Raw genomic sequence first — 14,304 nt, 5'->3', positions numbered from 1 at the left:
ACGAGAGAGATGAGACGTCATGACCGAACGGCCTTCGTCGCACGCCGTGGAAGGCCGCCCGATGGGCGACCTCGGCCGGCGGATCGCCCAGCGGCGTACGGAACTCGGCCTGAGCCGGCAGGAGACGGCCGCACGGGCGGGCATGTCGCCGGCCTACCTCCAGTACCTGGAGGAGCGGCCCCCCGCCGACCCGGGCGCCGGTACCCTCCTCCGGCTGGCGGGAGCACTGAAGACCACGGTGTGGCACCTGACCGGCGGCGACACCGAGCTGCCGCCGGGCCTCGGCCGGGCCGCCCGCACACCCCGGTTCACGGAGCTGACCGAGGCGGAGTGCCGCTCCCTGCTCTCCACGCACGGAGTGGGGCGCCTCGCCGTGCCCGCGGATGCCGGGCCGGTCGTCATCCCGGTCAACTACAGCGTCGTCGAGGGCGGGATCGTTTTCCGCACCGCACCCGGCACGACCCCGGCCCAGGCGGACGGCCACCAGGTCGCCTTCGAGGCCGACCGCATCGACGAGGCGTTCAGCGAGGGCTGGAGTGTCCTGGTGCGGGGCCCCGCGACGACCGTGACGGAACCGGACGAGGTTGCCCTCCTCGAAGAGCAGGCGTACAGCACCCCCTGGGCGGGAGGCCGCCGGGACCTGTGGCTGCGTATCGAGCCCGTCTCCGTCACCGGACGGCGGATCACGGTGGCCTGAACGCGTTCACACCCGGCCGCTCACAGCGCGCTGCCGCTGCCGTAGGGGGGCGTACAGGTTGTGCGCGGCTGGTCCCGCGCGACAGCCGGCACGCTCGTCATGCGCCGGGCGCAGCCGCTCCCCGGGCGTCCATGACCAGAACCGCGACGTGCAGGGACGTGCGTTGCAGGCCTGATTCGAGGTCGCAGCCGAGGAGTCGTTCGATGGTGTGGAGGCGCTGGTAGTAGGCCTGCCGGGACATGCCGGCGAGCTTCGCCGCGACCGACTTGTTCCCGGCGGCCGTCAGATAGGCACGCAGCGCGGGCAGCAGATCGCCGCCGTTGCGGTCGTCGTGCTCGATGAGGCGGGTCAGCTGGCGTTCCGCGTACCGCTGGAGGCGGGTGTCCTCGCGCAGGACACCCAGGAGTTCCGGCAGTTCGACGTCGGCGGGGACGTAGAACCACCGCTCGGGGGTGGCCGGCGTGATGGCCTCGGCCGTCTGCTCGGCCTCCTGCCAGGACCGGGCGATGCCGGAGAGGTCGGTCACCCCCGGGCCGACGGCGACGACGGCCTCCGGGCCGAGTTCCTCGCGGGTGAGACGGCCGATCCGCTCGGCGACCGGCTGCCAGGCGCTGGCCTGCGCCAGCGCGAGGAGCACGCCGATCCGGCCCGGAGCCGTCTCGCCGACCAGTGCGCGGACGCCGGTCTGCGTCAGAGCCTTCGCGATCCGCTCGTCGAGCTGTTCGCCCTCGCCGCTGTGACAGGTGTGGCGGATGACCATGGCGAAGAGGCGGTGCCCGAACGCCGGCAGCCCCAGCGCCTCGGCGCGGGCGCGGGCGTCGGCGGGGGAGCGGAAGCGTCGTTCGTACAGGTCACGCAGTACGGAACGGTGGGCGCGGCGTTCCCACCAGGCCGGCCCGGCCAGACGGGCCATGGTCAGCGCGACCGCCGCGCGCTCCAGGATCAGAAGGTGCTCCGGGTCGGGCTCCGCGTTCAGCCGGTCCTCCAGCAGGACCAGCCGTCCCCACAGCCCGTGATGGTCCTGGACCGGGGCGATCAGCCACCCCTCCGGACCGCTCGGCGCGAGCTTCTCCAGGGTCGGCGCGGCCCGCGAGCGCCGGGACCAGGCGGACACGACCGGCTCGTAGGGCCGGCCGAGCAGCTCGCACATCAGGACCCGGTGGGTGAGGTCCTCCAGCACCACCGGCGCTCCGGCGAGCTCCGCGGTGGTGTGCACCAGTTCCTCGGGGCTCGCCCCCCGCAGCGTCAGAGCGGTGAAAATGTCCTGGATGTCCCGCCCGCGGCGGAGCAGTGCCCCCTGGGCGTCCAGGATGAGCGCGTGCACCGTCTGTGTGACGTCGATGAAGCGGACACCGCGGGCCAGCTCGACCAGCGGCACCTCACGGGCGCGGCAGGCCGTCACCAGCTCGTCGGGCACCTTCCGGTAGCGGTGACCGAGCTCCACGATCAGGCCGGCCGCGCCGACGTCGGCCAGCTGGTCGACGTAACCCCGCAGCCTGGAGGCGTCCTCCGGGTACGGCATGCCGGTCGTCAGCACCAGCTCACCGCCCTCCAGGAAGTCGGCCGGATTGAGCAGCTCGGTGACGTGCACCCAGCGCACCGCACGGTTCAGCTGTGACTCACCGGCCAGAACGCGCGGCATCCCTTCGGTGAGCACCGGCAGGCGCAGAACCTCCGCGATGGTGAGGAAGTGCCCGCTTACGGGGGGTCTGGGCGGCATAGGGGGTGCTTTCCTCCTGGGGGTGGGGGGTCACCTTCGCACCGGCCCACCACGGTGACAAGAGGGGGGATGGCACTTTCCGAAGCGTGGACGCATGCCGTGACAGACCGTCTCGAGAAGGCCGTGAGGTGGAACAGAGTGTGGGTTGACCTGCGTGTTCGCCCGGGTCGAAAGTGAACGCCATCCCCAGCAGGACACGGACCGCAAGAGTCCGCACGGTGTCGGCTCGGTGCTGGGGACATCACCGTCAGCCATGCCACCCCCGGCGAAAGGAGCGACCTCATGCGCCGCACCCCGAAGCGCGTCGCCGTCATCGGCGCCGGCAGCATGGGAAGCCAGACCATGTGGCGACTGGCCGCCCGCGGAGCCGAGGTCATCGGCTACGACCGGTACGCGCCGGGGCACGACCGCGGCGCGGCCGGGGGCGAGACCCGCATCTTCCGCGCCGTGCACCTCGGTGACCCCGGGTACATCCCGCTGCTGGGGCTCGCCGACCGGATGTGGGACCGGCTCCAGCGCGAGAGCGGCTTCTCGCTGCGCCGCCGCAGCGGATGCCTGGTGATGGGCGAGACCGAGGCCCCGTCCATGCGCCTCCTCCTCTCCGCCAGCACCGCCCACAAGCTGGACCACGAGGTGCTGGACCGGGAGGAACTCGCCCGTCGCTACCCGCAGCACCGCCTCCCGGACGGGCACACGGCCGTACTCGACCGGATGGGCTCCATCATCAGGCCCGAGGCGTCGGTCCAGGCCGCCGCCGCCCGCGCCGAGCAACTGGGCGCACGGCTGCGCCGCTACACCCCGGTGCGGGAGATCGCCCCCGCGGCGGGCGGCGGGGTGCACATCGTCACCGACCACGGCACGGACCACGTGGACGCCGCCGTGGTGACCGTGGGCCCCTGGGTCAACACCCTGCTCCCGGATCTACCGCGGGCCGTCGACATCCGCCGGCTGGTCAGCTCCTGGCACATCCCCACCCGCCACGACTGGTTCGCGGGCGGCGCCCCCGCCTTCGTCCGCAGCACACCCCACGACTGCTACGGTCTCCCGTCGCCCGACGGCATCTCCGTCAAGCTGGGCCTCTCCTTGGCCCGCTATCTGCCCGTCCCCGACCCCGAGCGGCTCGACCGCACGGTCCGCCCCGAGGAACTCGGCACCTTCCGCGAGCTCATCGGCGAGCTGATGCCCGACCTGAACCCCGACCCCATCCGGCTGTCGGTCTACATGGAGGGCTACACCGCCTCCGGGAACCCGCTCGTCGGTCATCTCCCCGGCGAGGACGACATCGTCGTCATGGCCGGATTCTCCGGCAGCGGCTTCAAACTCTCGCCCGCCATGGGCGAGATCGCCGCCGACCTGGCACTCGACGGCACGACGGAGCACCCCGTCGGCTTCCTCGCACCGGCCTGTGCCGTCTGAACACGCACAGGGCCGACTTCCGTCCCCCTCGACCGCACTCTCCTAGAACCCATGTGGAGCCCTTCATGAGCGAGCCCTCGTTCCGGCCGAAGTACGTCTCCTTCGACTGCTACGGCACGTTGATCGAGTACCCGATCACCCCCATCACGCGTGAGCTGGTCGGCGACCAGATCCCCGCCGAGCAGTGGGACCAGTTCGTGCGGGAATTCCGCGGTTACCGCTACGACCAGGTCCGCGGCGAGTACTACGCCTACGAGCAGGTGCTGCAGGACTCCTTCGAGCGGGTCTGCCGCAAGTGGGGCATCAAGGCCGCCCCGGAGGCGGGCCGGCGGTTCGCGGACGGCGTGCGCAGCTGGGGCCCGCACGCTGATGTGCCGGAGCCGCTGAAGACGATGGGCGAGAACTACAAGCTGGTCATCCTGTCCAACGCGGACGACTCCTTCCTTCAGGAGAGCGTGCCCCGGCTCGGCGCGGACTTCCACGCGGTGTACACCGCTGAGCAGGCCGGCTACTACAAGCCCCGCTACGCCGCCTTCGAGTACATGCTCGACCAGCTCGACGCGTCCCCCGAGGACTTCGTGCACGTCTCCTCGCACACCCGCTACGACCTGATGCCGATGCACGACATGGGCTTTCGCAACCTCATCCTCCTGGACCGCGGCTACGACCCCGTGACCCACGGCTACGACTACCTGCCGGTCAAGTCCCTGGACGAGCTCAACCGCATGCTCGGCATCTGAACTCCCCCCCGTACGGGATCCGCACGTCCCCGCATCACGGATCCCCCGTACCCCCAGCGATCTCCAGGAGGCTCTGCCATGGAAGACAACCGGATAGGACGCAGAACCGTACTCCGCACCGCAGGCGCACTGGCCGCCGCCACGGCAGTGACAGGATGCGGCACCCTCATGGGCAGCGGCGAGAGCCGCGGCTCCTCGGGCGGTGGCAGCAAGAAGGGGCTCGTCGTCAGCAACAGCGGTGGCGCCTACAACGACGCGCTCACCAAAGCGGTCTACGAGCCGTTCACCAAGGAGACCGGCATCCAGGTCACCACGGTCAACTACCAGTCCGCGCAGATCATCGCCCAGGTCAGGCAGGGCCGTCCGCAGGTCGACCTGATGGACAACACCCTGCTGATCTTCCAGAAGATGGCCCGCCTGGAGTGTCTGGAGGCGGTCGACCACGACCGGCTGAAGAACGTCAAGGGCGCCGGTATCGCCGAACACAACCTGCCGGAGCACGCGGTCGGCAAGAACGTCTGGGCGAGCCTGATGGCCTACCGCACGGACAGCCTGAAGCGCGCGCCCAAGGGCTGGGCCGACTTCTGGAACACCCACTCCTTCGCCGGTCAGCGCTCCCTGCAGAGTGCTGAAGCGGACTACCCTGAGCTGGAGTTCGCGCTGCTGGCCGACGGTGTGCCGCTGGACAAGCTGTACCCGCTCGACCTGGACCGGGCGTTCGCCTCGATGTCGCGGATCCGCGGTGAGGTGAAGAAGTTCTGGAACACCGGCGCCCTTCCCGCAGTGCTGCTGGGCCGCAAGGAGGTCGTCATGACCAGCCTGTGGAGTGGCCGCGCGGACGAGCTGATCAAGCAGGGCCAGCCGATCGCCTACCAGTGGAACGGCGCCCGGCGGCTCACCAACGGCTGGGGCATCCCCAAGGGCGCGGACAACACGGACGCCGCCTACAAACTGATCGACTTCTCCCTGCGTCCTGAGGTGCAGGCGGCCTTCGCCAAGGTCTTCCCGCAGGGCCCGGTCGTCCCGGCTGCCACCAAGCTGCTGTCGGACGACGTCCTCGCCACGCTGCCGACCTCGCCCGAGAACCTGAAGAGCGGGTTCGACACCGACGTGGCCTGGTGGGACGAGAATCTTGAGGCGGTCACCAAGCGCTGGCGGGAGTGGGCCGATGCCTGAGCGGATCAAGCTCCTCGCCTCGGCCCTGGCCCCGGCGTCCAACGCACCGACCGGCAAGTCTCTGTCGGTGGCGGGGTTGCGGAAGTCCTACAGCGGGACGACGGTGGTCGACGGTGTGGACATGGAGATCGCGGCAGGTGAGTTCGTCACCTTCCTCGGCTCTTCCGGGTCGGGCAAGACGACCACGCTGATGATGCTGGCCGGGTTCACCGAGCCCGACTCCGGCACCATCGAGGTTGACGGCCGCGACATCACCAAGCTCAACCCCGGCAAGCGTGACTTCGGTTTCGTCTTCCAGCAGTACCTGCTCTTCCCTCACATGACGGTCGAGGAGAACGTCGCCTTCCCGCTGCAACTGCGCGGTGTGTCGAAGGCGGAGATCCGCCGCCGGGTGGGGGAGACCCTGGAGGCGGCCGGCCTGTCGAAGTTCGCCGGCCGCAAACCGCGTGAACTGTCCGGCGGCCAGCAGCAGCGCGTCGCCCTGTGCCGGGTCCTGGTCTACCGCCCGCCGATCGTGCTGATGGACGAGCCGCTGGGCGCGCTGGACAAGAAGCTGCGTGACCAGATGCAGACCGAGATCAAGACCATCCAGCGTGAACTCGGCCTGACCGTCATCTACGTGACGCATGATCAGGAGGAGGCGCTGGTCCTGTCGGACCGGATCGCCATCATGAAGGACGGGTGTATCGAGCAGTTCGACACCCCGCGCGGCCTGTTCGAACGCCCCCGCACCCCGTTCGTGGCCGACTTCCTGGGCGCGGCGAACTTCCTGTCGGGCACGGTCGAGGAGTCGACGGCGGACGGCTGCACCCCGGTGCGGCTGGACTCCGGTGGCCTGCTCAAGGCCCGCGCGCATGCCTGGCCGCCGGGGCAGCGGGTGCGGGCCGCGGTGCGGCCGGGCAAGCTGCGCCTGGCCGGCGCCGAGGAAAGCTGCTGTACCGGCACGGTCGAGACGGCCGTCTACGTCGGCTCGCTCACCCGGATCACCGTCCGCCCGGACGGTGCTTCGCCCGGGACGGCGCCGCTGCGGATCGAGACCGCCGCGATTCCGCCGCGCGTCGGGGAGCGGGTCTGCGTCACCGCCGACCCCGAGGACGTCAGTGTCTTCGACGCGACGGACGGGGGGTGAACCTGTGGCCGGCACCGCTGTCGCACCCGGCAAGGTGCGCGTGAAAACATCCGCGATGCGCGGACACCGCTCCCGCATCGCCCTGGTCAACGCCGTCCCCGTCACGGTGTTCCTGCTGCTGCTGTTCGTCTACCCGATCATCGGGGTCCTCTCCCTCAGCCTCAAGGGCGACAGCGGCGGCTTCACCCTGCACTGGTACACCGACGCCCTCAGCGGCGTGAACCTGTCCGTGCTGCTCTCCACGCTGAGGATCTCCGCGGAGACCGCGGTGCTGAGCCTGCTGGTCGGTTTCGTCCTGGCGCATGCCATCGCCCGCATGCGGCCGGTCTTCGCCGCCCTTGCGATGCTGATCGTGGTGGTGCCGCACTTCATCAGTGCCCTGGTGCGCACCTACGGCTGGATCATCATGCTCGGCGAACACGGCCTGATCAACAGCCTGTTGACCTCCCTGCACGCACCCGGCGCACCCTACTCGCTGCTCTACAACGAGACCGGTGTCGTGATCGGCACCACCTCCGTCATGCTCCCCTACACCGTCCTGGTGCTACAGGGCGTGATGCGAGGTGTCGACGGCCGGCTGCTGGCCGCGGCGGCCGGGTTCGGCGCCTCCCGGATGACGGTCTTCCGCCGGATCTACCTGCCGCTGGTCGCGCCGGGGATCGGCACCGCGGGTCTGCTCAGCTTCATCCTGTGCCTGGGCTACTACATCACCCCCGCGTTGATGGGCGGTGACAAGCAGACCGTCGTCGCGGCCCTGATCGACCAGCAGGTGATGAAGCAGGACCAGTGGAACTCCGCCGCCGCCTTCGGCGTCATCCTGCTCCTGCTCACCTTCGCCGGACTCGGCGTGCTGGGCCTGGCCAAGCTCCGCCGCAAGAAGACCCACGAGCGAAGGAGCAGCTCATGATGGAACTGCCTCCCACCCGGGCCGGACACATCGGCCGCGCCCTGAGCGCCACCGCGATCCTGCTGTTCCTGGCCATGCCCATCGTGATCATCCTGGTCACGTCCTTCGGCGCGGACGGTATCGGCACCTTCCCGCCCAAGGAGTACAGCACCCGCTGGTATGAGCAGATGGCCGCGCCCGGCGGGAACTGGGCCACCTCCATCGCCCTGTCCAGCCTGGTCGCCGCCCTGACCACCGTGTTCTCCCTCATCCTGGGCGTGACCGCGGCCACCGCACTGGCGCGCGGCCGTCTCCCCCTGCACGCGGCCGTCTACGGACTGGTCCTGGCCCCCATGCTCATCCCCCAAGTGGTCATCGCGCTCGGCCTGTTCCTGTTCTTCGAACCGGCCGGCATGCTCGGCAGCCCCCTGGCCATCGCCCTCGGCCACACCGTGCTCGCCGCACCCATCGCGATCCTCATCATGATCTCCACCCTGCGCGGCATCGACGAACGCCTCGAAGACGCCGCCGCCAGCATGGGCGCCAGCCGCATCACCATCGCCCGCCGCATCACCTTCCCCCTGGCGACCCCGGGCCTCATCGCCGCAGCGGTGTTCTCCTTCATCACCAGCTTCGACGAGTTCTTCATCGCCCAGTTCCTGTCCACCCCCGACACCCGCACCCTGCCGGTCCTGGTCTTCAACGCCCTCCAGTTCGACGTCGACCCGACCGTCACCGCCGTCAGCGCCGTCCTCATCGCCCTGGCCATCCTCGCCCTCGCCCTGGTCGCCCTCGTCCGCAAACTCGGCGGCCACCGCAACACCCAAGGCGGCGTCCTGCCCGTCGAACCCCTCAGCTGAGCCACGCGCCGGCACGGGCCGCGCAACCGCCGTCAGCGCCGTAGGCCGGGCCCCCTGGTGGTGCCCGGCCGCGGGCCCCCCTTTCGAAAACTCCCCCGCAGAGGACCCGAAATGAAGACGATTCCATACTGGACAGAAACCGCCGGGGCGTTCCCCGACCGGTCCGGCAAGCCACTGACCGAGGACGCCGACGTGGTGGTCGTCGGCGCCGGCCTGACGGGTCTGTCCACCGCTCTGCACTCCGCGCGCAAGGGCGCCCGCGTCACCCTCGTCGAGAAGGGCCAGATCGGCTCCGGTGCCTCCGCACGCAACGGCGGCATGGCCAACCTCGGCTTCACCATCGGCGTACGCCAGGCCATCCGCCGGTACGGACTCGACCGGGCCCGCGAGATCTACAACTCCTACGGCGAGGCCGTGGACACCGTCGAGCGGCTCGTGAACGAGGAGTCCATCGACTGCCAGTTCCGCCGCGTCGGTCGCCTGGGCGTCGCCTCCCGCCCCGCCCACTTCGAGAGCAAGAAGGCCCAACAGCGCGATCTGGCCCAGTACTTCGGACACGAGACCACACTGATCAGCAAGGCCGAGCTGCGGTCCGAAATCGGCTCCGACGCCTACCACGGCGGCCTGCTCGACCCGCTCAGTGCCGCACTGCACGTCGGTCGCTTCGTACGCGGCATGGCCGAGGCGTGCGAGCGCACCGGCGTGCAGATCCACGAGCGCAACGCGGCGATCGGCGTGCGGCGTACCGCCGCCGGCCGTTTCGAGGTCAGCACCGAGCGCGGTGTCATCCGCGCCGGGCAGGTCATGATGGCCACCGACGCCTACACCGACAAGAACTTCCCCTGGCTGCGCCGCCAGCAGGTCTGCCTGGGCAGCTTCATCATCGTGACCGAGCCGCTCGGCGAGCAGCTCGCCCGGGACATCATCCCCAAGGCCCGCCTCATCGTCGACTCCAACCAGGTCTGCCACTACTTCCGGCTCACCCCGGACAACCGGCTGCTGTTCGGTGGCCGCGCCCGCTTCGCACCGTCCGACCCCACCTCGGACAAGAAGAGCGGAGCCGTCCTCTTCCGGGAGATGTGTGAGATCTTCCCCCAGCTCTCCCGGACGAAGGTCGAGTACGTGTGGGGCGGTTCCGTCGGCTTCGCGATGGACCGGATCGTGCACGCCGGGCAGACCCAGGACGGCGTCTACTACTCCATGGGGTACGCGGGCCACGGCGTGCAGATGGCCACGCACATGGGCCAGGTCATGGCCGAGGTGATGGACGGTCACCCCGAGGTCAGCCCCGTCCGCGACATCGCCCCGCCCCGCATCCCCCTCTACAACGGCACCGCCTGGTTCCTGCCCTTCGCCGGCGCCTACTACAAGACGCTGGACCGCATCCGCTGACCGGTCGGCAGCACCTCTCACGCTTACAAGGAGATACCCACGATGACTGTCGTCCGTGATGTTCCCAAGCAGTTGTTCATCGGCGGTGGCTGGCAGGACGCGGAGTCCGGCCGGACCCTGTCGGTCGACAATCCGGCCACCGGTGAGGAGTTGTGCCGGGTGGCCGACGCCTCTCCGGCCGACGGGCAGCGCGCCGTCGATGCGGCGGTCGCCGCGCAGGCCGCCTGGGCCGCCACCGCGCCCCGGGTGCGCAGCGAGATCCTGCGCCGCGCCTACGACCTCATCATCGCGCGCACCGAAGGTCTCGCGCTGCTGATGACGCTGGAGATGGGCAAGCCCCTGGCCGAGGCGCGTGCCGAGGTCGCTTACGGCGCCGAGTTCTTCCGCTGGTTCTCCGAGGAAGCCGTCCGTATCGAGGGCGGGTTGACGACCGCGCCGGACGGCAGGAACCGGCTTCTGGTCTCCCGTCAGCCCGTCGGGCCCTGCCTGCTCGTCACCCCGTGGAACTTCCCCCTGGCGATGGGCACCCGCAAGATCGGCCCGGCCATCGCCGCGGGCTGCACCATCGTCCTCAAGCCCGCCCCCCAGACCCCCCTGACCAGCCTCGCGCTGGCCGCGATCCTGAAGGAAGCCGGCCTGCCCGACGGTGTCCTCAACATCGTCACCACCACCGACGCCCCCGGCGTCATCGAGCCCCTCCTGCGCGGCGGGCAGATCCGCAAACTCTCCTTCACCGGCTCCACCCAGGTCGGCCGTATCCTGCTGGCGCAGTGCGCCGATACGGTCATCCGCACCTCCATGGAACTGGGCGGCAACGCCCCCCTCATCGTCTTCGACGACGCCGACCTCGACGTGGCCGTCGAAGGCACCATGGTCGCCAAGATGCGCAACATGGGCGAGTCCTGCTGCGCCGCCAACCGCATCTTCGTCCACACCTCCGTCGCCGAGGAGTTCGCCGCCCGCCTGGCCGCCCGCATGGCCGCCCTCACCGTCGGCGACGGCACCGAACCCGGCACCGACGTCGGCCCCCTCATCGACGCCGCCGGCCGCAGCAAGGCCCACGACCTCGTCCAGGACGCGGTCAAGCGCGGCGCCACCGTCCTGACCGGCGGTGAACTGCTCGAAGGCCCCGGCTGCTTCTACCCGCCCACCGTCCTGACCGGCATCGCCCCCGAGTCGGAGATCATCGACACGGAGATCTTCGGCCCGGTCGCCGCGATCCGTACCTTCGAGACCGAGGAGGAGGCCGTCGCCGCCGCCAACGACACCGAATTCGGCCTAGCCTCCTACCTGTTCACCCAGAACCTCGACCGTGCCCTGCGCGTCGCCGAACGCCTCGAAAGCGGCATGATCGGCCTCAACACCGGCCTCGTCTCCAACCCCGCCGCCCCCTTCGGCGGCGTCAAGCAGTCCGGCCTGGGTCGCGAAGGCGGCCGTGTCGGCATCGACGAGTTCCTCGAGTACAAGTACATCGCCGTCCCCGTCGGAGCCTGACATGCCCGACCGCCTCGTCGTCCTCTACCGCGGCAACCGGCCCCCCGCCACCGCCCTCATCGAACGCCTCGCGGACACCGTCTACGCCACCGAGGAGGAACTGCCCTACCTCCTCCCCGGCGCGGACATCCTCATGGCGTGGGTCACCATCACCCCCGCCATCCGCGAAGCCTGGCCCGACAACCCGGAGAAGGCGCCCCGCTGGGTCCACGCGTCCTCCGCGGGCGTGGACTCCTTCCTCTTCCCCGCCCTGGTCGAGGATCCCGGCGTCATGCTCACCAACGCGCGCGGTGTCTACGACCAGCCCGCCGCCGAGTACGTCCTCGGACTGATCCTCGCCCTCGCCAAGGACTTCCCCGGCACCTGGGAGCACCAGCGGCGCCGCGAGTGGCGTCCGCGCCCCAGCGACGGCATCACCGGACGCACCGTGCTGGTGTGGGGGACGGGTCCCATCGGCCGGGCCATCGCCCGGCTGTTGCGCGCCGTCGGGATGCGCGTGTGCGGAGCCGGTCGCACGGCCCGCACGGACGACCCCGACTTCGGCACGGTCCACGGTTCGGCCACCGTCCCCGCGGCCCTGGCGAAGTCGGACTACGTCGTCCTGGCCGCACCCCTCACCCAGGACACCCGGGGCATGGTCGACGCCCCCGTGCTGGCCGCGATGAAGCCGGGGGCGCGACTGATCAACGTCGGCCGGGGCGGCCTGGTCGACGAGGAGGCACTCATTGACCACCTCGCCGCCGGACGGCTCGCCGGCGCCGCCCTGGACGTCTTCGGCCAGGAACCGCTGCCGGTGGAATCACCGTTGTGGGACATGCCCGGCGTGATGGTCTCCCCGCACACAGCGGGGGAGACCACCAACGAGCGGGAGGCGCTCGTCGAGGTGTTCCTCGACAACCTCACCCGGCACGCCGAGGGCCGCCCCCTGCGCAACGTCGTGGACAAGCGGCGCGGATACGTGACCCACGGGACGCACTCCGCCTGACAGCGAGGAGCGAACGCCCCGGCCGGTGACGTCCACCGGCCGGGGCGTTCGCTATGCGCCCTTCCTTCGTCCCAGGACGCTGCCCGTCACCGCCAGCACGGACAGCACCACGAGCGCGGCGGCCGGGCCAAGCACGGTCCAGGGGGCCAGTTCGGCGTACGGCTGGTTCTCCGAGAGCAGGCGGCCCCACTCGGGGGTGGGCGGCTGTTCGCCCAGGCCCAGGAAGCCGAGGGAGGCCAGGACCAGGACGGTCGTGGGTAGCCGGAGCAGGGCGTTGCGCAGGAGGGCCGGGACCACCGAGGGGAGCAGGTGGCGGCGCAGCAGGTGCAGCCGCCCCGCGCCGAGCGCGACGGACGCGGCGATGTGGCCGCTCGCGCGTTCCTGTTCGAGCAGAGCTGCGGTCTGGGCGGCGTACGGACCCCAGGCGACCACGCAGACCGCGCACGCCGCGCCCCACACGGACGGTCCGGTCACGCCCGCGATCAGCAGGCCCGCGAGGACGGCGGGCAGGGTGGACACGACCTCCGTCGGGCCCGCGCTCGCCCTCGGTGCCATGCCCAGCAGCAGCCCGGCGACGGCGCTGACCGCCGTCACGAGGAGGGCGACCCCGGCTGTGCGCAGCGCCCCGTGGCCCAGCCGGGCCAGGAGGTCACGGCCCAAAGCGTCCGTGCCCAGTGGGTGTTCGAGCGTCGGGGACAGCAGCCGTGCCGCCGTGTCGACCTGGAGCGGGTCGCGCAGGAGGCCCGCGGTCACGAGGGCGAGCAGGAGCAGTGCACTGGCCGCGGTGATCCAGCCCAGGGAACGCGGCACGGTGAGCGGGGGCCGGTGCAGGGCGGGCAGCGCGCCGTCGCGCAGGGGCCGGCCGAGGAGGGTGTGACGCAGGGCGCGGATCGCCATGCCCGCGGCGACGCCCAGCAGGACCAGGGCCAGGGTCGCCGTCTGCAGCACCGGGAGGTCCTGCGCGACGGCGGCTTCCAGGGCGAGCCGGCCGAGCCCGGGGATGTTGAAGATCTTCTCCACGGCGACCGCACCACCGACCAGGCCCACGACGGTCGGCAGCAGCTGCGGCAGTATGCCGGGCAGGGTGCGGCGCAGCCCGTTGCGGCCGATGCGGCCGGGCGGGAGCCCGACGGCGTACGCCGTGCGCGCCCAGGGTTCGTGGAAGGCGGCGGGCAGCGCCTGGTCGAGCATGCCGCCGAGCATCGCGCCCGACGGGATGCCGAGGGCGAGCGAGGGCAGCAGCATCGACTGCGGCCCCTGCCACCCGCTGGACGGGAACCATCCCCACCACACCCCGCACACGGTGGCCAGCACCGAGGCCAGCAGGAACTTCGGCAGCGACGCCAGGACGGCGGCGGTGGTGCCCGCCCGGTCCTGTCGCAGCCGGCGCCGCGAACCGAGGAAGACCGTACGGGCGCACACCAGGCCGGCGACCAGCGACGTGACCGCGAACGCGCCCAGCATCAGCGTCAGGGAGACCGACAGGGCCGTCCCCACCTGGGGCATGACCGGTGCGCCGGAGACCCATGAGACGCCCGCGTCCCCGCGCGGCAGGCCGCCCAGCCAGTGCGTGAGGTGGACCAGGGGGCCCTCGTCCAGACCCAGCTGGCCGCGCACGGCGGCCAGCTCCGCCGGTGTGGGGTTCTGGTCGGCCGAGCGCGCGCGCAGCACCGTCCGGGCCGGGTCGGCTCCGGACAGCCAGGGGAGCAGGGCCACGGCGCCGAGCAGTGCACCACCGGCGAGCACACGGCCGGCCGCCGCCGGCCAGGGGGACGGGCGGGCGGCGGGGGCGTGCGCGAGGCTCATGCG

General features: G+C 71.1%; 12 protein-coding genes. 10 read left to right on the top strand and 2 right to left on the bottom strand.

The features are described 5' to 3' along the window. Nucleotides 1-19: 19 nt before the first annotated feature. Nucleotides 20-697 (top strand): helix-turn-helix domain-containing protein, encoded by a 678-nt coding sequence (locus tag A4E84_RS02820; protein WP_062925015.1) that lies wholly within the window; start codon nucleotides 20-22, stop codon nucleotides 695-697. Between the two features lie 97 nt (nucleotides 698-794). Here the strand turns inward: A4E84_RS02820 and A4E84_RS02815 are convergent, their stop codons facing one another. Then, nucleotides 795-2,417, bottom strand: coding sequence for a PucR family transcriptional regulator (locus tag A4E84_RS02815; RefSeq protein ID WP_079128830.1), 1,623 nt, complete (start codon nucleotides 2,415-2,417; stop codon nucleotides 795-797). A gap of 282 nt (nucleotides 2,418-2,699) precedes the next feature. Here A4E84_RS02815 and solA point away from each other — a divergent pair, with 282 nt between their 5' ends. From solA to A4E84_RS02770, 9 genes are all read left to right on the top strand, one after another. Then, on the top strand, nucleotides 2,700-3,833 hold the full coding sequence (gene solA / locus A4E84_RS02810) for an N-methyl-L-tryptophan oxidase (RefSeq protein WP_062925014.1): 1,134 nt from the start codon (nucleotides 2,700-2,702) through the stop codon (nucleotides 3,831-3,833). A gap of 65 nt (nucleotides 3,834-3,898) precedes the next feature. Beyond that, entirely contained in the window at nucleotides 3,899-4,573 is a 675-nt protein-coding gene (locus A4E84_RS02805) for a haloacid dehalogenase type II (protein WP_062925013.1), read from the top strand. A 78-nt stretch (nucleotides 4,574-4,651) separates the two neighbouring features. Next, nucleotides 4,652-5,749: an ABC transporter substrate-binding protein gene (locus A4E84_RS02800; protein WP_062925012.1), complete on the top strand. Its 1,098-nt coding sequence runs from the start codon at nucleotides 4,652-4,654 to the stop codon at nucleotides 5,747-5,749. Next, nucleotides 5,742-6,878 (top strand): ABC transporter ATP-binding protein, encoded by a 1,137-nt coding sequence (locus A4E84_RS02795; protein ID WP_062925011.1) that lies wholly within the window; start codon nucleotides 5,742-5,744, stop codon nucleotides 6,876-6,878. Before A4E84_RS02800 ends, A4E84_RS02795 begins: the two co-directional genes overlap by 8 nt. Before the next feature lie 4 nt (nucleotides 6,879-6,882). Continuing rightward, a complete protein-coding gene (locus A4E84_RS02790) occupies nucleotides 6,883-7,785 on the top strand; it encodes an ABC transporter permease (protein WP_237304792.1) in 903 nt (300 codons plus the stop codon). After that, the gene (locus A4E84_RS02785; protein ID WP_062925009.1) at nucleotides 7,782-8,624 is read left to right on the top strand and encodes an ABC transporter permease; all 843 of its coding nucleotides are present in this window, start codon (nucleotides 7,782-7,784) and stop codon (nucleotides 8,622-8,624) included. Before A4E84_RS02790 ends, A4E84_RS02785 begins: the two co-directional genes overlap by 4 nt. A gap of 111 nt (nucleotides 8,625-8,735) precedes the next feature. Beyond that, nucleotides 8,736-10,016 (top strand): NAD(P)/FAD-dependent oxidoreductase, encoded by a 1,281-nt coding sequence (locus A4E84_RS02780; protein WP_062925008.1) that lies wholly within the window; start codon nucleotides 8,736-8,738, stop codon nucleotides 10,014-10,016. Between the two features lie 42 nt (nucleotides 10,017-10,058). Further along, nucleotides 10,059-11,510, top strand: a complete 1,452-nt coding sequence (locus A4E84_RS02775) for an NAD-dependent succinate-semialdehyde dehydrogenase (RefSeq protein WP_062925007.1) — start codon at nucleotides 10,059-10,061, stop codon at nucleotides 11,508-11,510. A gap of 1 nt (nucleotide 11,511) precedes the next feature. Then, a complete protein-coding gene (locus A4E84_RS02770) occupies nucleotides 11,512-12,495 on the top strand; it encodes a D-2-hydroxyacid dehydrogenase (RefSeq protein WP_062925006.1) in 984 nt (327 codons plus the stop codon). A 51-nt stretch (nucleotides 12,496-12,546) separates the two neighbouring features. Here A4E84_RS02770 and A4E84_RS02765 read toward each other — a convergent pair whose 3' ends face one another. Beyond that, the gene (locus A4E84_RS02765; RefSeq protein WP_062925005.1) at nucleotides 12,547-14,301 is read right to left on the bottom strand and encodes an ABC transporter permease subunit; all 1,755 of its coding nucleotides are present in this window, start codon (nucleotides 14,299-14,301) and stop codon (nucleotides 12,547-12,549) included. Nucleotides 14,302-14,304 lie beyond the last annotated feature (3 nt).

It is taken from the genome of Streptomyces qaidamensis (assembly GCF_001611795.1).
GTDB classification, from domain to species: Bacteria; Actinomycetota; Actinomycetes; order Streptomycetales; family Streptomycetaceae; genus Streptomyces; species Streptomyces qaidamensis.
Note: the sequence above shows the minus strand (reverse complement) of the source record. Positions and strands in the feature narration are given on the sequence as shown.

Coding starts and splice junctions, on each gene's coding strand:
- A4E84_RS02820 (WP_062925015.1), top strand. CDS start 20: ATGACCGAACGGCCTTCGTCGCACGCCGTGGAAGGCCGCCCGATGGGC.
- A4E84_RS02815 (WP_079128830.1), bottom strand. CDS start 2,417: ATGCCGCCCAGACCCCCCGTAAGCGGGCACTTCCTCACCATCGCGGAG.
- solA (WP_062925014.1), top strand. CDS start 2,700: ATGCGCCGCACCCCGAAGCGCGTCGCCGTCATCGGCGCCGGCAGCATG.
- A4E84_RS02805 (WP_062925013.1), top strand. CDS start 3,899: ATGAGCGAGCCCTCGTTCCGGCCGAAGTACGTCTCCTTCGACTGCTAC.
- A4E84_RS02800 (WP_062925012.1), top strand. CDS start 4,652: ATGGAAGACAACCGGATAGGACGCAGAACCGTACTCCGCACCGCAGGC.
- A4E84_RS02795 (WP_062925011.1), top strand. CDS start 5,742: ATGCCTGAGCGGATCAAGCTCCTCGCCTCGGCCCTGGCCCCGGCGTCC.
- A4E84_RS02785 (WP_062925009.1), top strand. CDS start 7,782: ATGATGGAACTGCCTCCCACCCGGGCCGGACACATCGGCCGCGCCCTG.
- A4E84_RS02780 (WP_062925008.1), top strand. CDS start 8,736: ATGAAGACGATTCCATACTGGACAGAAACCGCCGGGGCGTTCCCCGAC.
- A4E84_RS02775 (WP_062925007.1), top strand. CDS start 10,059: ATGACTGTCGTCCGTGATGTTCCCAAGCAGTTGTTCATCGGCGGTGGC.
- A4E84_RS02770 (WP_062925006.1), top strand. CDS start 11,512: ATGCCCGACCGCCTCGTCGTCCTCTACCGCGGCAACCGGCCCCCCGCC.
- A4E84_RS02765 (WP_062925005.1), bottom strand. CDS start 14,301: ATGAGCCTCGCGCACGCCCCCGCCGCCCGCCCGTCCCCCTGGCCGGCG.